The organism is Arthrobacter sp. TJ-265, assembly GCF_058269135.1.
Genome location: NZ_JBZCND010000002.1, coordinates 448517 through 469759, shown reverse-complemented (window position 1 = coordinate 469759; position 21243 = coordinate 448517). Strand labels below are relative to the sequence as shown.

The following is a 21243-nucleotide window of genomic DNA, read 5'->3' as shown; positions in this document are numbered from 1 at the left end:
GGTACAAGGGGGAGCATGGGGCGGCCACGCCAGGCGATTCTGTCGCCGGAGAAGATCTATCGGGCAGCACTGGAGCTGGTGGACGAGTTCGGTGACTTCACGCTGCCGGGGCTGGCGAAGAAGCTGTCCGTCAGCCCATCCTCCATCTACCACCACGTCCAGGGACGCCCGGAGATCATCAACGGGATCCGCTCCGCCATCGGCTCCGATGCCCTGGCGGCCGGGGACTTCTTCACGGCCGGCCCGGACTGGCGGGACCGTGCGGCCGCGTGGGCGAGGAGTTACCGCAGCGCCCTGGGCCAGCATGCGAAGGCCATCCCGCTGCTCGTGGGCGAGGCCGTGACGGACACCGCCACGCTCGGCATCTACGAGCATCTCGCCGCGGTGTTCGTGGAGCAGGGCTTCGCGGCGAACGACGTCGTGGTGGCCGTGACCGTCCTCGACAGCTTCATGCTCGGGTCCGCGTTGGACATGGCGTCGCCTGAGCTGTCGTGGCTCGCCGACGCCGAGGGCCAGCCCGCGCTGCACGGTGCCTTCGCCGGGGCGTCCCTGGACGGGAAGCGCTCGGAGCTCGGCTTCGAGGCGGGCGTGGCCGCGATCATCGCGTACCTCGAGACGCTGTTGCCAAACCCGGAAGCGCGATCGGCGGGCGACCCCGACAGGCCGCCCGCCGATCGCGGAGCAGAGTCCCCGGAGGGACGGCTCACCCCTTCGACGCCGTGAAGTAGGCGTTGAACGGGTCGGAGGCGATCGCCTTCTCCTCGATGTCCGAGAACCCGGCCTCGCCGAGCATCGTCTGCGCTAGCTGTGTCCCCCACACGGTGCCGAGGCCGGCGCCGTCGAGCCCGAGCGAGACGCTCATGCAGTGGACGGTCGAGAGGGCGTACAGGAACGACGCCCACGGCAGTTCGATGTTGTCCTCCACATTGCTCGAGGCCTTGATGTCCGCCATGAGCAGGCTGCCACCGCTGCGCAGTGCGGTGAAAATGGCGCGCAGCACACCCGCGGGGTCGGCCTGGTCGTGGATCGCATCGAAGACCGTGATCGCGTCGAAGGCGTCGGTCTCGTCCAGCCGAGCGACGTCCTGGAGGACGAAGCGGGCGTTGTCCAGGCCCAGGCTCGTGGCTTCCGCCCTGGCCGCGGCGATCGCCTCCTCGGAGAAGTCGTAGCCCGTGAACGCGCTCGCCGGGAACGCCTTAGCCATCAGGTTGACGGCGTGGCCGCTGCCGCAGCCGATGTCCGCCACCCGGATACCCGCCCGCAGTCGCCCGGGAAGGTCGGGGATCAGCGGCAGGATCGTGTCGATGAGCGCGGCGTCGTTCACCCCGGCGCTCTCCTCCGCCATGATCGCGTGGAAGCGCGGGTAGTCGGTGTAGGAGAGGCCGCCGCCGTTCCGGAAGCAGTCGACGATCCGCTGCTCCATCTCGCCCATCATGCTGACGTACTGCATGATGCGCGCGAGGTTGTCCGGTCCCGCCGCGGTGGTGAGCAGGGCCGAGTGCGTCGCGGGCAGGGCGAAGGTCCTGTCTGCCGGCTCGTAGGTCAGGACTCCGGCCGATGCCATGCCGCCCAGCCACTCCCGGACATACCGTTCATTGAGGCCGGCGGTCCGGGCGATCTCCGCGCTCGTGGCAGCGGGCAGCGTGGCGAGGGCGTCGAACAGGCCCGTCTGGTGTCCGATGCTCATGAGGACGGCGATGCTGCCGCCGTTGAGCAGGCCGATGCACCGCTCACCGAACGCCTCGACGGCCGCGAGGTCGGCGTCGGCCGTTCCGAGTTCCGTACTGACTGTCATGGTGTGCTCCCTGGGTTCGTGCGGGCTTGTCCCGCTGCATCGAGCCTAGGAACCAGGGCCCCGGCGCTGCTTCGGGGAAATCCTGCATTTGGGCCGGCCGGGCTGGTGCGAATCATGCACGACGGCGACGCACGGGTCGCAGGTGATCAGCCGCTCTGACCAGGGGCGACGCCGTTCTCGCGCGCCCAGGCCGCCGCGGCGGTGCGGGAGGTGACGTCGATCTTCCCGAAGATGTTCGCGAGGTGCCGTCCCACCGTCTTCTCGCTGATGAACAGCTGGCGCGCCGCCTCCCGGTTCGACGCGCCGGAGGTGATCGCGGCGAGCACCTCGAGTTCCCGGGCGGTCAGTCCGCCCGGTGCGCTGCGCGTCGCCACGGGCCGCAACTCGACGGCAGCGCCGAGCTCCTCGAAGATGGTCCGCGCGGCCGCGGTGTTCCAGGCCGCGGCCTGCGGCTGGCCCAGCGCCTCGTACGCCAGGGCTTCCCAGCAGTGGATGACGGCGCTCGGGTAGTGGGCCCGTGCGTCCTCGAAGAAGCGGCGGGCGCCCTGCAGGGACGCGAGGGCCTCGGCGGGGTGGGAGTCTGCGAGCAGCAGGACGCCCCGCGCCTTCAGCGCCCACGCGCGGAAACCGGCGCTCCCGTAGTGCTCGGCCGTGTGCTCGAGCTCGCTGCACAGCTCCTCGGCCTCCTGTCCGAGCCCGAGCCGCAGCGCCGCCTCGACGGCCGCGCCCAGCAGCCGTGCGCGTGCGAGCCGGTCCCGTCCCTGCAGCGCGGCGAGGAGCCCGGCGTAGGCGGCCTCGTCGTCGCCGGCCGCCCCGTCCAGCAGCCCGAGCCCTGGCTGCGGTTCGATGCCGCAACTCCTCGCCAGCGCGAACGCGGCCCGCGCGCCCTCCGGGTCCCCGCGCATCCGCCGGATCTCCCCGAGCTGGTAGTAGCCCTCGCCGGCGGCCCAGGTGTTCTTGACCACGAGGTCGGCGCTGGCGCGCTCGATCTGCGGTTCGACGTCGTGCCAGCCGCCCTCGATGCTCAGCAGTTCGAGGCGGTGCACCCGGCAGACCCCGGTGTACATGACCTCGCTGCCGAAGCGGGCGCACCATTGTTCGGTGGCCGCGGTCCAGGACCGCATGCGGCGGTAGTCGGCGAGCTCGTGGCACACATGGATCACCGTGCAGTAGATGTCGCCCACCCACTCCAGGGCTATCCGGTTGGCGAGCACCGGCAGCATCGCCTCGTCCAGTTCGGCGAAGCCGCGCGCGGTCTCGCCGCTGCGCACGTCGGCGAGTCCGGACAGCACGAGCCCGAGGGACATCAAGGCGGGGTCGGCGAAGTGCTCGCTCATTTTGCGGAGCCGCGAGGCGTACGACGACGGCGGGGAGGTGCCGGAGAAGTCCAGCTCCAGGACGGCCTCCAGATAGAGGAGATACCCGTGGGCGGGGCTTTCGGGGAGGTCCCGGAGGATGCGCCGGGCACGGCTGATCCACCCGGAGCCGACGGCGAGGTCTCCCCGGTTCACCCAGAGGAGTCCGAGCTCGAGCGCCTTCATCGCGGCCCGCTCCATGGACTCGCTCTCGCAGTGCTGCTGGAAGACCCGCTCCGAGACCTCGCAGTTCTCCCTCACGTTGCCGCTCCACCACGCAGCGCTGCCGAGCAGTTCGAGGTCGTCGACGTCCAGGGGAATGGAGGCGTCGGCCGCGCTCAAGGCCTCGAACGCGGCACGCCATTCGCCCCGGGCGTGTTCCGCCCGCCCGGTGCTCAGGAGTTCGGTCAGCTCCTCGGTGTCCATCAGGGCCTTAAGGGTAGTCCTGCCGGCCCTGCCGCACCACGGCCGGACGGCCGGGGTTTCCGCCCCGGCCGTCCGGCTCGCGCGCCAGCCGTCCGCCGCGTGCCTCGCGCGTCAGGCGCCGCGCCGCCGGGCGGCCGCCACGGCGTCGTCGGTGGCGCGTGTGCTTACGACGACGTCGGTGCCGCTCTCCCGGGGAGTCTTCGAGAACCGCAGATACCAGACGAGCATGAGCGCCGACGCCACACCGTAGAACGCGTGGAGCATCCAGATGGGCCCCGGCGGCAGGCTGAACACGTACACCGAGTGGACCACGTTGGCCACGTTGCTGAGCGCCATGTGCCCCAGACTGTAGGACTCCATGTTGCGGGTGCGCACGGCCTTGAGCAGCATCGGCAGCGTCGACAGGGCGAACAGTACGGTCGAGATGGTTCCGGCGATCACGGGAAGGTTCATGCGGACGACGCTATGGAGCCGGGTGCCCTCCCCGCGTCGGGCGAATCCTGTATCTACGGCGGGGCTGGTCCTGCACACTGCTGCACGATCGGCGGCTGTCATGATGGATCCTCCCGCCCACGGGGCGTCCGCTCAGGACGGCGGCGTCCCGGGCGAGCACCGTATCGCGGAGATAGGCCACGAACTCGTCGGGCTGTTCAAACAGCGGACGGTGGCCGGAGGTCGAAAGCTCGGTGGTCTCCTTGACCGGGGCCTCGAGCAGCTCGAACCATTCGGCGAACGGCTCGGCGCGGCCGCGGGCCTCGTGGGCGCCCTGCACGAAGTAGACCGGGACGTCGAGGCTGGTGACGTCGGTGCGGAAGTCGGTGTCCTGGAGCTGGGGGTAGATGACCGAGAAGGTGTCCATGAACGCCCCGAGCAGGTGGACCTGGTCGGTGAGCGTGTACTCGGGGACGAGGAAGTTCTCCGAGAACCCGCCCTCGCCCTCCGAGTTGCCGGTGTGATCGTAGGGGTACACCTGGTGTTCGTAGGACAGCGCGGTCTCGTAGTCGAGCATGTCCTCGTAGGGCGGCGGACCGATCCGTTCCAGCTCTTCCGCGAGTTCGGTATCGCCGCTCTCCGCAGCCCAGGCGAGGGTGTCCTGGTAGAAGATGGTGTCCGTCTCGAGCGGGCTGACCATCTGCCCGGTGCCGATGAACGCGTGGTAGAGCTCCGGTTCCTGCTGGACGGCGAGGATGCCGTAGACCGTCCCGCCGGACTGGCCCATCAGGTAGATCCGGTCCTCGTCGAAGCGTTCCCGCAGGGCGTTCGTGACGGTGATCGCGGCCTCGATGGAGCTCTCGAGGGTGAGGGTGGACGCCGGGTCCAGCTCAGGGTACGAGGTGCCGGTTCCCCGCTGATCCAGGGTGGCGACCACGAAGTATTCCTCCAGCTCCTGCAGATGGTTGCGCATGGCGCCCAGTTCGGATCCGCCCGGGCCGCCTGCGAGGAACAGCAGGACGGGTTTCTCCACGTCGACGCCGCGCAGCATGATGCCGAGGTCCTTGTCGCCGGTCTCCACCGTCGTGAGTTCGGCGATGCTGCCGGTCGCGGGTTCGCCGTCGGAGGCCTGGATGGGGGTTGTGCCGGCCGGCCGGGCGATGAGCACCGCGAGCGCGATGAGCGCGACCGCCATGAGGGCTGCAACAACCCGGCGGACGACGACGCCGGCACCCGCCCGGTGGGTGTCGTCGGGGGAGCGCGTGAGTCGTCGCGCCGCTCCGGCGCCGATCGCCGCGCCCAGGATCATCGCGGGCAGGGCGAGCAGGGCATGGAAGCCGCGCCCGACGAGGAACGCGAGGATGCCGTAGGTGCTGGTGTGGATCTCGTCCACGGTGGGCCCGTCCGTGCCGACGCGCGTGACTTCGAAGACGACGACGACCACCACGGGCGCAGCCAGCATGGCCCACCGCGATCGGAGGATGAATCCTGTGGCCACGCCGACCAGCAGGCAGAGGAGCATCGTGTCGAGCGACTCTGTGCTGGTGAGGGGACCGCGGGGAGTCCGCCGGCCCTGTACGAGACCGCAGCCGGCAGTGACCGCCAACGCCACGGCAGCGCCTACCCGCCGGTCGGCCCAGATGGGTTCCATCAGCTTGCGCACGCGCATGGAGAGGGTGGGGTCCGCGTCGAGGTGGGTGGCCATCTGGTGTCATCTGCCTTCCGGACGTGGCGGGCCGGGATCATCGTCCAGCATCACGGGTCGGTTCCGGCCCTGATAGGGCCGAAGGTCCGCGGGGTGGCGCGAGCGAGCTATCTGGTGAGTCTCCGTCCGGGGACCAAGGGCCCTGTGTCTCGTGGTCGCGGACACAACAATGGAGAAGGAGACGATCCGCCGCCCGCGGCGCGGGCCGATTCGGAAGCCGAAGCGACCATGCTGAAGATCACGAAGGACAAGTCACCCGCTCCCGATCAGCGCGAGGGAGGAAAGCGAACGGGCCTCGCCCGGAAGATCGTATGCGGTTTCTTCCTGTGCACGGGAGGAGTGCACCTCGGGATCTTCATGGCAGCTCCCGCGCGCTGGGGCCCTCCGGTGAGTCGTCTCGTGGGCGGCAAGGGCCATGCAACCCGACGTCGCCGGGACTCGGGCCGGTTCAGTCGGCTCGCCTACGCGTCAGGCGACGTCACGCATCCAGACGTGAAGCCGGGATCCGATGGGCCACGGATGACTCGTGCCCGACGCTAGTGAGGAACGGCGGTCGGTCCTCGATGGTTGTGTAGCCAAGGGCCCCGTCAGCCGCGAGCCTCACCGCGCCGTCGAGCGACGTCCCGGAAGCGGGCGTCAGACATACCCCCGGCTGAAGAGCCGTCAGACGTTCGGCGAAGGCAGCGAGGACCAGGGGAGAGGCTTCGAACAGTCCGCCGGTCCACGCGACAGTGAGGGGCAGGCCGGGCGCGAAGGCCGCACTGCAGGTACCGGCCAGTTCGGCCCCGGCGTCCCGCAGGATGCTGGAGGCTACGGCATCGCCTTCGTGCGCTGCCCCTGCCGTGGCCGGTACGAAGGACGCGAGGATGGCTGACCGGTTGGGGCTGCTGTAGAGCTGCGTGACCAGCTGCTCCGGTGAGCCGAAATGTCCGGTCAGGGAAGCCAGGAGCGCCGACGAGCCTCCTGCCCGTCCATCGTGGGCCCGCAAGGCTGCTTCGAGTGCTCGCCGGCCCACCCAGGCGCCGCTGCCGGCGTCGCCCAGGAGATGCCCCCAGCCGTCAGCACAGTGCCATCTCGTGCGGTGATCGGTGCCGAGGGCGATCGCGCCGGTGCCGGCGGCGACGACGACGCCGGGCTCCCCACCGAGCGCCCCCAGATGCGATGTGATCATGTCTGATGCGATGAATGTCAGCGAAGCCCCGCTGATGGCGCGCAGCCCGTCATGCAGCGCCGCGACATCCTCGAGCAGGCCCGCGACACTCGCCGCGCCTACCGCGATCGCGGCGATGTCTCCCCCGCCGGCTGCAGCGCGAGCCTCGGCCACGAGGGGCGCCAGGGACGCCAGCAGGCCGGTGGCGTCCACGCCGTTCCGGCCGACGTCGAGGCCGGGGCCATGGAACCGGGGGTAGCTCGATGGCCGGCCGTGAGGTGCCGCGGCAGGTGCGACAGTGACGCGGCAGCCTGAGCCGCCGACGTCGACCCCGCAGACGAGCCGTTGGTGCTCAGCCACCGGGGCGGGAGTTCCGGTGTGAGGTGATGACCGAACGAGTGGTTGTCAGCGCAGCGTCACTCGACGCGAATTCCTGGTGGGTGAGGGCGACGAACAGGCAATCGACCACCAGAAGCTGGCCGATCCTGCTGGACAGGGCGCCGGGCCTCGGGCCGCGCTCGCTGCCCGCCGCGATGAGAGAGTAATCCGCGGCCCTGGCCAGGCTGGAGGTTTCAGCACCGGTAAGCGCGATCGTGACGGCCCCTGCGTCTGCCGCGACCCCGAGGACGGCGAGCGCCTCGCGGGTCTCGCCGGAGTCCGACACAATGACGGCGACGGCGGGCGCCCCCAGTAACGCTGCTTCCGTCATGCCGAGATGGTGATCGGTGGTGCTGTGGCAGATGAATCCCGCGCGGGTCAGTTTTTGCTGGAGGTCGGCAGCCACGAGGCCGGAAGCACCGACTCCGAAGGACAGGATCCGGTTGGCCCGGGCGAGCGCTCCGACCGCCGCCTCGACGACGGCCGGGTCCAGGTGTGCCGCGGTCTCCCGGATGGCCTGCTGCTCCGCGTGGGCGAGCTTGGCGATGATGTCCGACGTCGCGTCGTCCCGGCGAACTCCACCGGTGACGGCATCAGGGGGGGTGCCTCTGCCCGATGCTGCGGCAAGGGCAAGGCGGAGCTGCGGGTACCCCGCATAGCCGAGAGCTTTCGCCGCCCTGACGATGCTCGCACCACTGACACCGATTTCCTTTTCCAGGGAGGACATGGAGGAACCTGCCACGTGGTCGGGGTCGTCGAGGATGAGGCGCGCGACCTTCTGGGCCGCGGGTGGCAGGCCCGAGAGACTGGCGCGGATCCGGGCGGAGATCTCGTCAGGACCCTCGGGGGGCAGGGGGTGAGTCATGGCGCCCATGGACGTCCTTCCATACAGGAGGTTCCAGCCCTAGACATGCGTGAGGAAGTCCTGCAGGATGACCTGGCCCGTCCGCAGCCCGTGGACCGGGACGCGTTCGTCGACGCCATGGACGCCGTCGGAGGTGCGTCCCTCCGGGTCGGCTCCCTGCGGCGAGAACCCGTAACAGGCGATCCCCAGGGGTGCGAACGCCTTCGCGTCGGTTCCTCCGCCCAGGCACCGGGGCACGACGACGGCGGCGGGGTCGTGCCGCTCGAGGGCGTCCCGCATGGCCGTGAACCACGGCGAATCGATGGGCGCCTCGACGGGGGGCTGATGGGACAGGAACGAGCGCGTGATGCGCGGGCCGAGCAGGTCGTCGAGCACGGCGAGGGTCTGCGCCTCGGTCCCGGGCAGGCAGCGTACGTCGAGCTCGGCGGAGGCCGTGCCGGGGATGACGTTGACCTTGTAGCCGGCGTCCAGGACGGTGGGGGTGGCCGAGCACCGGATCGTGGTGCGGGCGACCGCCCCGGCGTCGCCGAGGCGGTCCACGGCCGCCTCGATCCCGGCGTCGCTCTGCAGATCGGCGGTGAAGCCGAGCGCCGCGCAGGTCTGCTCGAGGTAGGCGCGGACAGTGGGGGTGAGGATGATGGGCCAGGCGTGCCCGGTGACGCGGTGGAGGGCGCCAATCAGGTGGGTGACGGCGTTGTCCGCATTGGGCCGCGAGCCGTGACCGGATGTCCCCGTGGCCGTGATCCGCATGTGGAGGGTCCCACGTTCGGCGGCCGCCACCGGGTAGAGCCGCACTTCCGCGCCGGTTTCCGAGGTGAGCAGGCTGGGCACGCCGCCGGATTCCCCGATCGCCGCCTCGACCCCCCGGAACAGGTCCGGATGTTCGGCGGCGAGCCAGAGCGCCCCGTAGTCGCCCTTGTCCTCCTCGTCGGCCACGAAGGCGACGACGACGTCCCGCCGGGGCTTCGATCCCTCGGCAGCCCACTGCAGCAGCGTGGCCAGGGTGATAGCCACCATGTCCTTCATGTCGCTGGCCCCCCGGCCCCAGACGTAGCCGTCGCTGATCGTCCCCGCGAACGGGTCCATCGCCCACTGGTCGGGTTCGGCCGGCACCACGTCCAGGTGCGCGTGGACGAGGAGGCCCGGCAGGGTGCGGTCGGCGCCCGGGACACGCACGACGACGGACGAGCGATCCGGCGTCGGCCCGAGGATCTGCGCGTCGTACCCGGCCTCGACGAGGAGCCCGTGGATGTACTCGGCGGCGTCGCGCTCACCCGCGCTCTTGCCTTCGCCGTAGTTGCTGGTGTCGAAGCGGATGAGTCGGGCGCAGAGCTCCGCGGTGTCGATCACGGCCATTGGTCCTCGCTTGAAAGAAGGGAAAACATTCCACGTCGGGGGTTGCGACGCCGAAGGACAAAAGTCGCGACACGGCTTCGCAAGTGGTTTGCATCACATTACCCAATTGTGTAGCTTGCTTACATCGCAGCCACCCATGACACGGCTGTCGAGTCTTTTCCTCGCACTTCTGTTCGCTTCCACGGCCCCGGGCCCTGGATTCGTACGCCTGCAGGCCTTAGCGAAAGAGAACCGATGGCACATTCCCTCCCCGATCCGAGCAGCACTCCGGAACGTTCCACGCGGGGGAGGTTCTCGCTGCGCCGCCGGAGCGTCGCGACTCTCGCCGCGTTGTCGTTGGCGCTGGTCCCCGGGTCACTCGCATCCTCGGCCGCCACCGCCGCGGAGGAGTCCGACCCGGTGATGCTCAAGCTCGCGCTCACAGGTGACATCGATTCACTCAATCCCTTCCTCGCGGTCCTCGCGTCGAGCACGAACATCCTCACCATGCAGTACGAGGGCCTCGTCAGCTACAGCGCGGAGAACAACGAAGTGGTCCCCGGACTCGCCGAGTCCTGGGAGACGTCGGAGGACGGCACCGAATGGACGTTCACCTTCGCGGAGGACAGGAAGTGGTCCGACGGCGAGCCGATCACCGCGAACGACGCGGCCTACACCTTCCGGGCCATCGAGGAGAGCGACGAACTCAAGCAGGCCAACGGGTCCCTGCTCGAGAGCATCGAGTCGGTCGAGGCGACGGACGACCAGACCCTGGTCATCACCCTCAAGGAGCCGCAGGCACCGAACCCGGGATCCAGCCTGGCGATCGTTCCGGAGCACATCTGGTCCGAGGTGGACGATCCCGCGACCTTCGCCAATGACAAGGACGCCGTGGGCAGCGGCCCGTTCACGGTCGTGGACTACAGCCCCACCTCCGGTGTCACCATGAAGGCCAACCCCAACTACTGGAAGGGTGAGGCGAAGGTGGACGGCATCACCTTCGTGCCGTACCGCAACAGCGACGCCGCCGTCCAGGCCCTCCGTACCGGCGAGCTCGACGTCGTCGGCGGTCTGACCCCCGCGCAGTTCAAGGCGCTCGAGAACGAACCGGACATCACCACGAACTCGGGTGCGGGCCGCCGCTACCAGGCCATCAACCTGAACTCGGGCACGATGAACTCCGAGGGCAAGATCATGGGGGACGGCAACCCCGTCCTGCAGGACGTGGAGGTCCGCAAGGCCATCGTCCGCGCCATCGACAGCAACACGCTGCTCGAGCGTGTCCTCGAAGGACTGGGACAGCCCGCCACCGGTGAGATCCCGTCCGTCTACCCGCTGTACCACTGGAAGACCGACGACCTGCCGTACAGCTACGACCCCGAGGCTGCCAACAAGATCCTCGACGACGCCGGATACACCATAGGCGCCGACGGCATCCGGACCGACAAGGAGGGCAACCCGCTCCGCCTCCGCCTGGCCGGCAGCAACACACAGCCCACGCACCAGCAGATGGCCGACTACGTCACCCCCTGGCTGCGGGAGATCGGCATCGAGGTCACCAGCGAATCGAAGGCGCCGGCCCAGCTCGACGACGATTCGACGCTCGGCAACTACGACATGTACTTCACGGGCTGGGGCATCGGACCCGATCCGGACTTCCAGCTGTCGATCAACCAGTGCAGCTCGCGCCCCAACGCCGACGGCACCGGGGCATTCAGCGAATCGAACTGGTGCTCGCCGGAGTTCGACGCGCTCTACAAGGAACAGCACACCGAACTGGACCAGGAACGGCGCAGTGAACTCGTCGTCGAAGCCCAGAAACTGATCTACGACGCCGCGGTCAACAACGTGCTCTACTACGCCGATTCGCTTGAGGCCTACCGGTCGGACCGCTTCGAGCCGTTCACCACGCAGCCCAGCGAGGGCGGCGTGATCCTCGGACAGAACGGTCCCTGGGGCGTCTACAGCGCCACCCCGGTGTCCTCGGTCGAGGCGGCGTCGGCGACCACGCCCAGCCCTGCGGCGATCGTCGCCCCGATCGCGGGCATCCTGGTGGTCGGCGGCCTTGTCGCCTTCTTCCTGGTCAAGCGCCGCCGGGCCACCGCCGACGACCGGCAGTAACCGTGTCCACCACGCTCGGTGCCCAGGACCTCTCGGCTGGCCTTGCAGCGGACGAGCCGCAGCGGGGATCCTCCTGGCTCGGCTACGCCCTCCGCAAGGCGGGCGCGGCGGCCGTCTCCCTGGTCATGGTCGTCCTGCTCGGATTCTTCGCCTTCCGGATCCTGCCCGGCGATCCCGTCCGCTCCCTCGCGGACGGGCGCCAGGTCAGTGCGGAGCAGATGGACATCATGCGCGAGCAGCTGGGCTTCAACGACCCCCTGATCGTCCAGTTCTGGGGGTACCTGACAGGTCTCCTCCGCGGCGATCTCGGGTACTCGTACACCTACAACGAGCCGGTGCTGAGCCTCATCGGTTCCCGGATCGGGCCCACCCTGCTGCTGACCGGGACGGCCGCCCTGCTGTCCGTGATCCTCGGGCTCTGGCTGGGGCAGAAGGCTGCCTGGCGGCGCGGCAGCCTGTTCGACAAGGCGCAGACCGGGCTGGCACTGGTGTTCTGGTCGGTGCCGACCTTCTGGCTCGGGCTGATCCTGCTGCTGACCTTCGCCGGCGGCCTGCAGTGGTTCCCGACCGGCGGCTTCGTCACCGCCGGGACCACCGCGACGGGCTTCCCGCTCCTGTGGGATGTCGCGCGGCACATGGTGCTCCCGGTCGTCACGATGGTCGCCGTGGTCTACGCGCAGTACCTCATGGTGATGCGCGCCTCGCTGCTGGAGGAGATGACGTCGGACTACCTCCTGACAGCGCGCGCGAAGGGGCTGACGGAGGACGAGGTCCGGCGCCGCCACGCGGTCCCCAACGCCCTGCTCCCGACCGTGACCCTGATCTTCCTCACCCTCGGCGGCCTGGTGGGCGGGGCAGTGACCGTGGAGACCGTCTTCTCCTGGCCGGGCCTCGGCTATCTCACGTTCCAGGCGCTGTCGGCCCCCGACTTCCCGCTGCTGCAGGGAACGTTCGTCGTCTTCTCCTCGATTGTGATCCTCATGAACTTCTTCGCCGACCTGATCTACCGTGTCCTCGATCCCCGGCTGAGGTCGGCATGAGCGCCGTCGCCGGGCCCCGGCTGCCGCGGACCAACGTCGCCGCCGCACGACGGCGCCAGGCCTTCGCGGAGGGCTGGAAGGAGTTCCGGCGCAACCGGGCCGGCGTCGTGGGGCTCGTCATCCTGCTGTGCGTCATCGCCCTCGCCCTCGTGATCCCGCTCTTCGCCCCGCCGAGCGTGCTCGACGTGACGCAGGTGACGTCCGGACGGAACGAGCCACCGAGCCTCGCCAATCCGCTCGGCACGGACCCCGCCGGGCGGTCGGTCCTCGCCCTGCTGATCTGGGGGTCGCGGATCTCCCTGGTCGTGGGATTCGCCGCCACGCTCGTGTCGATGGTCATCGGGACCGTCATGGGAATGGCCGCCGGGCATTTCACCGGGGCCACCCAGGCCGTCCTGATGCGCGTCATCGATTTCTTCCTCGTGGTCCCCGGACTCGTGCTCGCCATCGTCCTCTCCAGCGTGATCGGCCCGGGCGTGGCCACGATCGTCATCGCGATCGGCGTGACCTCGTGGGCCGGCACGGCCCGGCTGGTCCGCTCCCAGACCCTCTCCGTGGAGTCCCGCCCGTACATCGAACGGGCCTGGGCGCTCGGTGCCGGCGACGGCCACATCATCGGGCGCCACGTCCTGCCGGCCGTGATGCCCCTCGTCCTCGCCAACACCACGCTGACCGTCGGGTCGGCGATCATCGCCGAATCCACACTGTCCTTCCTCGGCCTCGGCGACCCCGGCAGCATCTCCTGGGGCGCCATGCTGAAGTCCGCGCTGGACACCGGGGCGGCGACCGGCGGGTACTGGTGGTACGTCATGCCGCCCGGCCTCGCGATCGTCGTCGTCGTCCTTTGCTTCACGCTCGTGGGCCGCGCCCTCGAATCCGTCATCAACCCCACGCTGCGAGGACGTTAATGGCACGGCTCGAATTCAAGGACCTCCGCATCACCTACACCACCCAGAACGACGGCGGGCGGGGCACCGTCACCGCGGTGGACGGCGTCGACCTCGTGGTCGAGCCCGGCGCCACCGTCGGCATCGCCGGGGAATCCGGCTGCGGGAAGTCGACCCTCGCCGTCTCCGTGCTCCGGTTGCTGCCGGCGAACGCTACGATCGAGGGCCGGATCCTCCTCGGCGAGGAGGACATCTCCACCCTCAGCTGGGGCCGGCTCCGCTCGGTGCGCTGGACCGAGGCGGCCATCGTCTTCCAGGGCGCCATGCACTCGCTCAACCCGGTCCGCAAGGTCCGGGAACAGATCTCCGAGGCGCTGCGCATCCACGCGAAGGGATCCGACGCGAAGTACCGGAGCGAGTCCGCCCGGAACGCGCGGGTCGACGAACTGCTGGAGCAGGTGGGGCTGGCCGCGGCCAAGGGTCAGTCCTACCCGCACGAACTGTCGGGCGGCCAGAAGCAGCGCATCATGATGGCGATGGCCCTGGCCTGCGAGCCGGACCTCCTCATCGCCGACGAGCCCACCACGGCCCTCGACGTCGTGGTCCAGGCCCAGGTCCTGGACCTGCTCACCTCCCTCGTCCGGGACCGCGGCCTGTCGCTGATCATGATCAGCCACGACCTCTCGGTGCTCGCCTCCACCTGCGAGCGGATCGTCGTGATGCAGCACGGGCGGATCGTCGAGCAGGGTCCGTCCCGGGAGGTCATGCACAACCCGCAGCACCCGCACACGGCCGCCCTCGCCTCGGCCTTCCCCACCATCGGCGACCCGGACTCGCGCCTGAGCCTGCCCACGTACACCGCGCCGCATGCGCCGTCGGCGATCGGGGGAGTGCCCGCCCCCTCCGTGCCCGGAGCGGTCCTCGAGGCCCGCAACGTGTCGGTGAACTTCTCCGGCCGGGACGGCGCCACGCGGGCGGTCGACGGCGTCGACCTGACCTGCAACGCGGGCGAGATTGTCGCCCTCGTGGGCCAGTCGGGCTCCGGCAAGACGACGCTCGCCCGGACCCTGCTCGGGCTGCAGAAGCCCACCTCCGGTGAGGTCCTCTTCCGCGGGAAGCCGCTCGAGCATCGCCGGAAGGCCCTCAAGGCGTACCGTCGGGCCGTGCAGTTCGTGCTGCAGGACCCCACCGCGGCCCTGAACCCCAAGCACTCCGTGTACGAGGCCGTCGCCGAAGGGCCCCGCCTGCACCGCATGCCCGGCGACGAACGCGAGCTCGTCGCGGCGGCCCTGGCCAAGGCCGAGCTGAACCCGCCCGGCAAGTACTTCACGGCCATCCCGCAGGAGCTCTCCGGCGGCCAGCGCCAGCGGGTGGTCATCGCCGGCGCCCTCGCGCTCGACCCTGAATTCCTCGTCGCCGACGAACCCGTCGCGAGCCTCGACGCGTCGGTCCGGGCGGGCGTGCTGGCCCTGCTCCTCCGGCTCCGGTGCGAATTCGGCTTGGGCGCTCTCGTCATCACCCACGACCTCGGGCTGGCCTGGAACATTGCCGACCGCGTGGTCGTCATGTACCAGGGCAGGATCGTCGAGGAGGGCCCGGTGGAGGAGGTCCTGCTGAACCCGCAGCACGCGTACACGCGCACGCTCCTGAGCGTCGTCCCCACCCGCGACGGCGGCGTCCTCCGCCGTGTCCCGGGGAACGGGGACCTCCTGGACGGGGAGCCCCTGCCGGATCCGGGGCTGCTGCAGTCGGGACCGGCGACGACGGGCCCGGCGTCGTGACGGTCCGTCCGGGGCCGGGTCTCCTGACGCGGGGCGACCGCGTGGGACTGGTCTCGCCCTCCGGCACACCGACCGAGGAGAACGTGCACCGGGCGGTGCGGCTGCTCGTCGACTGGGGCCTCGAACCCGTGCTCGGTGCCCACGTGCTGGACCGGCATCCCCGGGCCCCCTACCTCGCTGGGACTGACGCGGACCGGGCCGCGGACCTCCAGGATCTGTGGTGCGACGATTCCATCGCCGCCGTCTTCTGCATCCGCGGCGGCTACGGTGCGGTGCGGCTGCTGGACCTGCTCGACGTCGGGAAACTGCGTGCCGCAAGCCCGAAACCCCTCATCGGGTCCTCCGATGTGACGGCACTGCACGAGTACTGGGCGGAGCACCTCGGGCTGGCCACCCTGTTCGCGCCGATGGTCGCCACGGACGCCCTGCTCGACGACGACGCCGCCCGCCGGCACCTCCACGAGGCCCTGTTCTCCCCGCCGGCAGGCCGCGACTACACCAACCCGACGGCCGAGGTGCTCGTTCCGGGTCGGGCCACCGGCATGCTCACCGGGGGCACCCTGAGCCTGATCTCGATGACCCTCGGGGCGCGCGGCAGGCCCCCCGTCAGTGACACTGGCAGGATCGGGCTCCTCGAGGACGTCACCGAGGATGTCTACCGCCTGGACGCGCTGCTGATGTCCCTGCTGCGCGCCGGCTGGTTCGAGGGGATGACGGGGCTGGCGCTCGGGTCGTGGAGCAAGTGCGGGGAACTGCACGAGGTGAAGGCCCTGGTCGAGGAGCTCCTGTGCCCGCTGGGGATACCTCTGGTCTGGGAACTCGGATTCGGCCACGGCCCGGCAGCGCACAGCATCCCGCTCGGGGTCGAAGCCACGCTGATCGCCGAGGGGACACCGCGGCTTGTCCTCGCCTGATCCGCTTGCTGCCCCGGACCCCTCCCGCTTCGAGAGCTCCCTCCAGAACCTGCTCGACGGAGCGGTGGCGGCTGGCGTCGCGCCGTCGGCCGTCGCGGCCGTCGACATCGGCGGGCGGTCGTTCGGGCCGGTCGCCAGCGGATCCGCCGTCGCTTTCGGTCCCGACGGAGCTCCGCTCAGTGCGGAAGACCGGGTGCCCGCGCACGCGGAGACGGTGTACGACCTCGCCTCCGTGACGAAGGTGGCCAGCACCCTCACACTCCTGTCCCTTGCAGGAGAAGGGGTCCTCGACCTCGATGAGCCGGTCGGCGCGCACCTGGCGTCCTTCCGTGCCGGACCACGCGGCAGCATCACCCTGCGTCACTTGCTGACCCACACCTCCGGGCTGCCCGGTACCTGGGATGGCTGGCGGAAGATGCCGGCACGCCCCGGACGCGACGCCCTGCTGGCGGACATTCTCTCGCTTCCCCTAGAGACGCCCCCGGGCACGGCCTTCGCCTACTCCTGTGTGGGCTTCACCGTGGCCATGGCGCTCGCCGAAGCGGCCACAGAGGAGCCCTGGGCCTGGCTGGTATCCGACAGGGTGCTCGAACCCCTGACGGCGCTGGATCCTCGGGCGGCGTCGCTCACCTTCACCCCCGAGCCCTCCGCTTGTGCCGCGACGGAACTGCAGGTAGTCCCGGTGTGCGGGTCGGTGCGCGGCATGGTGCGCGGCGAGGTCCACGACGAGACCGCCTGGGCGCTGGGCGGCGGGGTCGCGAACGCCGGCCTGTTCGGGACGGCGTCGGCGGTCCTGGCGGTCGGCACGGTACTGCGCGACCGCGCGGAGGCCCTCGTGCCCGGGGCGCTCGCCGTCGAGCTCTGGCAGGACCAGCTCCCGCGCATGCTCGGGTCGCACCCCGGGCCGGGGTTCGGCCACGGACTCGGCCTGCGCATCGGGCAGCGGGAGTGGATGGGCGCGCACGGCCACAGCGCTCGTGGACACAACGGCTTCGCCGGGACCTCGCTGCTCATGGACCGCGACCGCGGCGTCGTCGTGGTGCTACTGACCAACCGTGTCCATCCGTCTCGCGAGCACAACGCCATGGCAGGTTTCCGTTCAGCTCTTGCCGACGCGGTCTTCGCCGCGGCACCCGACGAAAGGGCGTGACCATGGGTCTGGAGTCCGACTACAGCGACGGCGTCCCCCATATCTCTTACTGCCTGACCGCGCTCGACGGCACCGTGCTCGCCGAGGACGGCGCCGACTCCGCGGTCTACGCGGCCAGCACGATCAAGCTCGCCGTGCTCGTCGCCGTCCTGCGCGCCGTCGATGCCGGACGGCTCATCCTCGACCAGGAGCTCGTCTCGACCCTTCGTTTCCGGTCGGCGGCTGCGTCCGGGGAGATCTTCGAGTTCGAGCCCGGCGAGATCGACGACGGCATGCCGGCTGCCGGCCGGCCCGTGCCGCTGCGGGATGTCCTCGAGCGGATGATCACCGTCTCCTCGAACGAGGCCACCAACATGGCGGTCGAGCTCGTGGGGCTGCCGGCCGTCGCCGAGGCGGTGGCGCTGTGTGGCGCTCGGTCGTCCTTCATGCAGCGGCTCTTCGGTGACCTCGACGGACTCCGTGAGGGACTCACCCAGCAGACGACGGCGCGCGACCTCTGCGCGATCCTGCGCAGCATCGTCACGGGTTCCGTACTGGCGCCGGCGAGTACGGCGCTGGCGGTCTCCTTCCTGGAGGCGCAGCAGTACGGGATCATCGGTCCGGCGCTGCCGGGAGCCGCCACTTGGGGTTCGAAGTCCGGCTGGGTCACCGCCATCCGCCACGACGTGGCCCTGGTGCAGCCCGCGGCGGCGCAACCCTTCGTCCTCGCCGTCTGCACGCGTGCCTACGGGGAGGACGAGGCGACCGCCGTCATCGCGGCCGTCACGCGGCTCGCCTGGCAGATCGCCGGGGCGATCGCGGGTGCTCCTCCGGCAGCTGAACCGACCGACGGGGCGGAGCTCCTGCAGGCGGACCCGGTACCGGGTTGATGACTGCTGGCCATCCGCACCGAGGAGCGTTCACCGTGAGCTTCGACCTCGACGGGACACTGGTCATCAGCCCCTTCGCGAGTGTCCTGCGCTCCGTTGCAGCCGAGGTCGCCGCCGCAGCCGGCGACCGCCGATTGGTCAGCGCCGCGGAAGTGACGGCCGGGATCCTTGCGGAGCACGAGCGCCGGCTCCTCACCGATCCCTACGCCGCGTACGACTGGGCATCCATCATGGCGACGACGGCCGTCCGCTTCGGCCGCCGGTGGACGGGGTCGCTGGTACCCCGGCTGGAGGACGCACTCGCCGATCCCGGCGTCCGCATCCTCCACGTGAACACCCGGCCGAACCTGGAAGCACTCAGGGCCGCCGGATGCCGCCTGGTCCTCCTGACGAACGGACGTCGTGAGTTCCAGCTCCCGGTCCTGCGCGCGGCCGGCCTCCAGGACGTCTTCGATGCCGTCATCACCTCCGACGCGGTCGGCACGGCGAAACCGGATCCGGAGATGTTTGAGCGTGCGCTCGGCGACCGGGTTCGGCTCGTCCATGTGGGCGACCGGCTGGATCACGACATCGCCGGCGCCAACGGGGTCGGCGCGATGAGCATCCTTCTGCGGCCGGATGCACCGGGGGACGGGATGGTGGCGACCAGCAGCGCGGGCATCCGCCTGACGGACGGCAGCGGAGCAACTGGGCCCGACATCTCCGCCTACCTGCTGGCGCGGCACCGAATCGAGGCACATTCTCCGGGTGAAGCACTGCCGCCCGCCTCGGTGCCCTACGGCGTCGCGCGGAGCCTCGGGGCCACCGTCGCACTTATCCTCGAGATGCAGTCCGCAGCCCCGTGATGCCGAGTCCGGGCCGGTCCGCGATGGCGATGGTGGAGCGGTCGTAGCGGACCCCGCCGTCCACCGCGGGGTCGCGGGGCCAGAGCCCCCCGTCGAGGTCCTGCGCAGGATCGACGGGGACGTCGTCGGCCGGGACGTGCTGGGGACGGACTCCGAGTGCGGATGCAAAGGCCGCCGCAGCACCGATGCCCACGGTGCTCTCCATCATGCACCCCACGATGATCCGCAGGCCAGCCTCGCGGGCAGCGGCGGCGAGGCCGAGGGCGGGGAGCAACCCGCCGGTCTTCGCGAGTTTGATGTTCACCATCGGCGCGGCCTCATGGCGGAGGAGTTGGTGGAGGTCGGCAAGGTTCCAGAGCGACTCGTCGGCCATCACCGGCGTCGCGACGTGTTGGGTGACGTGCGCAAGAGCAACCCAGTCGTGTGCCCGGACGGGTTGCTCCACGAACTCGACGTCCAGGTGCCTGTCCTCCAGGTCCCGGATGAAGCGGACGGCGTCGTCCGCGGAGAAGGCCTGATTGGCATCGACCCGAAGGGTGAGGGCGGGGCCGACGGCCGCCCGGACGGCGGCAATCCCGGCCACCGGATCCCCTGACCCGTCCACCTTCACCTTCAGGCACCCGAACCCGGCCTTGACGTGGTCCCGGGCGGCCACCGACAGGTCAGCAGGGGAGCCGACCGAGAGCGTCATGTCCGTCGTCACGGACAGGGAGGTTCCGCCGAGGTAGCGGACGAGGGACAGCCCGGCCTGCTGCGCCGCGAGGTCGTGGAGGGCACAGTCCACGGCCATCCTCGCGGCGGTGTTGTCGGAGGAGGCGGCGACCCGGCGCACGGCGTCCGTCGGGTTCGAGGAGCGGACGAGGTCCTGCAGGGGCCCATTGACGGATGCGCAGACGCCGTCGCTGGTCGCCCTTGTGACCCGGCTGATCGGAGCTTCCCCCCAGCCGGACCGGCCGTCGTCGTCGCGCGCCTCCACGAGCACCGACTCCAGAACGGTGGCGCTGCGGACGGCCGTGACGAAGGGACGGACCAAGGGCAGGGTGACCCGGTGGGCCGTGAGCGTGACGCCCGGGGTCATGACGGGAGGGCCGTGCCGATGCCGTCGAGGGGTGCGTCGGGTCCTGCAGTTCCGGCAGCCGCGGTTGCCACCGTGAGTGCCGCCCGCAGGTTGCCGTGGTGGCGTGCGAGCCGGTCATCGGCTTCCACCTTCGTCGCGGACGTGAGGAGCATGAGGACCGCGGTCTTGACCGAGCCCCCGCTGCCGGCGAGAGCGCCGACGGCCTCCTCCGCACTGCATCCGGTCACGCGCATGACGGTCCGCTGGGACCTCGCCCGCAGCTTCTCGTTCGTGGCGACGAGGTCGATCATGATGTTGCCGTAGGTCTTGCCGAGCCTGACCATGCTGAGGGTGCTCAGCATGTTGAGCACCAGTTTCTGCGCGGTCCCGGCCTTCAGCCGGGTGGATCCCGCGACGAGTTCCGGCCCCGTCAACACCTCGATCGCGATCTCCGCAGCCGTGGCGAGCGGTGAGCCGGGGTTCGAGGTGATGGCGATGGTCAGCGCTCCCGCTGCGTGGGCAGCATCCACTGCCCCGCACGCGTAGGGAGTGCGTCCGGACGCCGAGATCCCGACGACGACGTCGAGGTGGTCTACACCGTGGGCCGCGAGGTCCGTTGCGCCCTGGGTGCCGTCGTCCTCGACGTTCTCGATGGCCGTGGTCACGGCGGCCGACCCGCCCGCGATGATGCCGAGGACGAGCGAGGGGTCGGTGCCGAAGGTCGGGGGGCACTCGCTGGCGTCGAGGATGCCGAGCCGGCCCGCGGTCCCCGCTCCGATGTAGAGGAGGCGGCCGCCGCGGGCCAGGCGGTCGGCGATGCCGTCCACGGCCGTCGTGATCGCCGGTGCCGCGAGGGCGACGGCCGCGGCGACCCCGGCGTTCTCGGCGTTCATCGCCGCCACGAGGTCGGAGGTGGACCGCAGGTCGAGGTCCGCGTAGCCGGTCGAGACATGCTCCGTCGGAAGGCTGTCCAGCTGCAGCCTGAGGGAGCCGAGGTCCTCCGGCGGGGTGGTCGGCAGGGGACCGGCGTCACGGGAAGCTTGAAGCACGGGTGTGCCTTTCGTTCGACCAATGGAAGGCCCCGGAGAGGTCAGGGCAGCAGAAGGCGCACGTGATCCTCCTCGATGTAAGCACCTTA

At 70.3% G+C, this 21243-nt stretch carries 18 protein-coding genes; 9 read left to right on the top strand and 9 right to left on the bottom strand.

Going from position 1 to position 21243, the window contains the following annotated elements; translation table 11 throughout:
• The first annotated feature begins 15 nt into the window (after window positions 1-15).
• Complete coding sequence (locus tag AC4D2E_RS10700) at window positions 16-723, top strand: TetR/AcrR family transcriptional regulator C-terminal domain-containing protein (RefSeq protein ID WP_490952603.1); 708 nt, start codon at window positions 16-18, stop codon at window positions 721-723.
• On the opposite strand, the gene AC4D2E_RS10695 is transcribed toward AC4D2E_RS10700, so the two are convergent.
• The 7 genes from AC4D2E_RS10695 to AC4D2E_RS10665 form a co-directional block, all read right to left on the bottom strand.
• Window positions 704-1795, bottom strand: a complete 1092-nt coding sequence (locus tag AC4D2E_RS10695; protein WP_490952602.1) for a class I SAM-dependent methyltransferase — start codon at window positions 1793-1795, stop codon at window positions 704-706. The two genes, AC4D2E_RS10700 and AC4D2E_RS10695, sit on opposite strands and share 20 nt — an antisense overlap.
• 146 nt (window positions 1796-1941) lie before the next feature.
• On the bottom strand, window positions 1942-3576 hold the full coding sequence (locus tag AC4D2E_RS10690) for a LuxR C-terminal-related transcriptional regulator (RefSeq protein ID WP_490952601.1): 1635 nt from the start codon (window positions 3574-3576) through the stop codon (window positions 1942-1944).
• Window positions 3577-3687: 111 nt separating this feature from the next.
• Complete coding sequence (locus AC4D2E_RS10685) at window positions 3688-4029, bottom strand: hypothetical protein (RefSeq protein WP_490952600.1); 342 nt, start codon at window positions 4027-4029, stop codon at window positions 3688-3690.
• A gap of 10 nt (window positions 4030-4039) precedes the next feature.
• Window positions 4040-5713: an alpha/beta fold hydrolase gene (locus AC4D2E_RS10680; protein WP_490952599.1), complete on the bottom strand. Its 1674-nt coding sequence runs from the start codon at window positions 5711-5713 to the stop codon at window positions 4040-4042.
• Window positions 5714-6191: 478 nt separating this feature from the next.
• Window positions 6192-7223 (bottom strand): N-acetylglucosamine kinase, encoded by a 1032-nt coding sequence (locus tag AC4D2E_RS10675; RefSeq protein WP_490952598.1) that lies wholly within the window; start codon window positions 7221-7223, stop codon window positions 6192-6194.
• Window positions 7216-8115: a MurR/RpiR family transcriptional regulator gene (locus AC4D2E_RS10670; protein ID WP_490952597.1), complete on the bottom strand. Its 900-nt coding sequence runs from the start codon at window positions 8113-8115 to the stop codon at window positions 7216-7218. The genes AC4D2E_RS10675 and AC4D2E_RS10670 overlap by 8 nt, the downstream gene beginning before the upstream one ends.
• A gap of 30 nt (window positions 8116-8145) precedes the next feature.
• Complete coding sequence (locus tag AC4D2E_RS10665) at window positions 8146-9462, bottom strand: M20/M25/M40 family metallo-hydrolase (protein ID WP_490952596.1); 1317 nt, start codon at window positions 9460-9462, stop codon at window positions 8146-8148.
• Window positions 9463-9696: 234 nt separating this feature from the next.
• Between AC4D2E_RS10665 and AC4D2E_RS10660 the strand changes: the two genes are divergently transcribed.
• Genes AC4D2E_RS10660 through AC4D2E_RS10625 form a run of 8 tightly spaced genes read left to right on the top strand, consistent with a single transcriptional unit; the run spans window position 9697 to window position 19048 of the window.
• Window positions 9697-11562: an ABC transporter substrate-binding protein gene (locus tag AC4D2E_RS10660; RefSeq protein WP_490952595.1), complete on the top strand. Its 1866-nt coding sequence runs from the start codon at window positions 9697-9699 to the stop codon at window positions 11560-11562.
• A gap of 2 nt (window positions 11563-11564) precedes the next feature.
• A complete protein-coding gene (locus AC4D2E_RS10655) occupies window positions 11565-12602 on the top strand; it encodes an ABC transporter permease (RefSeq protein WP_490952594.1) in 1038 nt (345 codons plus the stop codon).
• Entirely contained in the window at window positions 12599-13510 is a 912-nt protein-coding gene (locus AC4D2E_RS10650; protein ID WP_490952593.1) for an ABC transporter permease, read from the top strand. The genes AC4D2E_RS10655 and AC4D2E_RS10650 overlap by 4 nt, the downstream gene beginning before the upstream one ends.
• The gene (locus tag AC4D2E_RS10645) at window positions 13510-15270 is read left to right on the top strand and encodes a dipeptide ABC transporter ATP-binding protein (RefSeq protein WP_490952592.1); all 1761 of its coding nucleotides are present in this window, start codon (window positions 13510-13512) and stop codon (window positions 15268-15270) included. Before AC4D2E_RS10650 ends, AC4D2E_RS10645 begins: the two co-directional genes overlap by 1 nt.
• Window positions 15267-16184 carry a S66 peptidase family protein gene (locus AC4D2E_RS10640; protein WP_490952591.1) on the top strand — a complete coding sequence of 306 codons (918 nt, stop codon included), beginning with the start codon at window positions 15267-15269 and terminating at the stop codon, window positions 16182-16184. The genes AC4D2E_RS10645 and AC4D2E_RS10640 overlap by 4 nt, the downstream gene beginning before the upstream one ends.
• Entirely contained in the window at window positions 16171-17334 is a 1164-nt protein-coding gene (locus tag AC4D2E_RS10635; RefSeq protein WP_490952590.1) for a serine hydrolase domain-containing protein, read from the top strand. The genes AC4D2E_RS10640 and AC4D2E_RS10635 overlap by 14 nt, the downstream gene beginning before the upstream one ends.
• 2 nt (window positions 17335-17336) lie before the next feature.
• Complete coding sequence (locus AC4D2E_RS10630; protein WP_490952589.1) at window positions 17337-18203, top strand: serine hydrolase; 867 nt, start codon at window positions 17337-17339, stop codon at window positions 18201-18203.
• Window positions 18204-18238: 35 nt separating this feature from the next.
• Window positions 18239-19048: an HAD family hydrolase gene (locus AC4D2E_RS10625; protein ID WP_490952588.1), complete on the top strand. Its 810-nt coding sequence runs from the start codon at window positions 18239-18241 to the stop codon at window positions 19046-19048.
• Here the strand turns inward: AC4D2E_RS10625 and AC4D2E_RS10620 are convergent.
• Window positions 19017-20126, bottom strand: coding sequence for a dipeptide epimerase (locus AC4D2E_RS10620; RefSeq protein ID WP_490952587.1), 1110 nt, complete (start codon window positions 20124-20126; stop codon window positions 19017-19019). The two genes, AC4D2E_RS10625 and AC4D2E_RS10620, sit on opposite strands and share 32 nt — an antisense overlap.
• Complete coding sequence (murQ, locus tag AC4D2E_RS10615; protein ID WP_490952586.1) at window positions 20123-21154, bottom strand: N-acetylmuramic acid 6-phosphate etherase; 1032 nt, start codon at window positions 21152-21154, stop codon at window positions 20123-20125. The genes AC4D2E_RS10620 and murQ overlap by 4 nt, the downstream gene beginning before the upstream one ends.
• Between the last annotated feature and the right edge of the window lie 89 nt (window positions 21155-21243).

What these genes read in the sequence shown, in the direction of transcription:
- AC4D2E_RS10700 (WP_490952603.1), top strand. Translation starts at nt 16, where the DNA reads ATGGGGCGGCCACGCCAGGCGATTCTGTCGCCGGAGAAGATCTATCGG.
- AC4D2E_RS10680 (WP_490952599.1), bottom strand. Translation starts at nt 5,713, where the DNA reads ATGGCCACCCACCTCGACGCGGACCCCACCCTCTCCATGCGCGTGCGC.
- AC4D2E_RS10665 (WP_490952596.1), bottom strand. Translation starts at nt 9,462, where the DNA reads ATGGCCGTGATCGACACCGCGGAGCTCTGCGCCCGACTCATCCGCTTC.
- AC4D2E_RS10695 (WP_490952602.1), bottom strand. Translation starts at nt 1,795, where the DNA reads ATGACAGTCAGTACGGAACTCGGAACGGCCGACGCCGACCTCGCGGCC.
- AC4D2E_RS10650 (WP_490952593.1), top strand. Translation starts at nt 12,599, where the DNA reads ATGAGCGCCGTCGCCGGGCCCCGGCTGCCGCGGACCAACGTCGCCGCC.
- AC4D2E_RS10670 (WP_490952597.1), bottom strand. Translation starts at nt 8,115, where the DNA reads ATGGGCGCCATGACTCACCCCCTGCCCCCCGAGGGTCCTGACGAGATC.
- AC4D2E_RS10690 (WP_490952601.1), bottom strand. Translation starts at nt 3,576, where the DNA reads ATGGACACCGAGGAGCTGACCGAACTCCTGAGCACCGGGCGGGCGGAA.
- AC4D2E_RS10685 (WP_490952600.1), bottom strand. Translation starts at nt 4,029, where the DNA reads ATGAACCTTCCCGTGATCGCCGGAACCATCTCGACCGTACTGTTCGCC.
- AC4D2E_RS10645 (WP_490952592.1), top strand. Translation starts at nt 13,510, where the DNA reads ATGGCACGGCTCGAATTCAAGGACCTCCGCATCACCTACACCACCCAG.
- AC4D2E_RS10630 (WP_490952589.1), top strand. Translation starts at nt 17,337, where the DNA reads ATGGGTCTGGAGTCCGACTACAGCGACGGCGTCCCCCATATCTCTTAC.
- AC4D2E_RS10660 (WP_490952595.1), top strand. Translation starts at nt 9,697, where the DNA reads ATGGCACATTCCCTCCCCGATCCGAGCAGCACTCCGGAACGTTCCACG.
- AC4D2E_RS10620 (WP_490952587.1), bottom strand. Translation starts at nt 20,126, where the DNA reads ATGACCCCGGGCGTCACGCTCACGGCCCACCGGGTCACCCTGCCCTTG.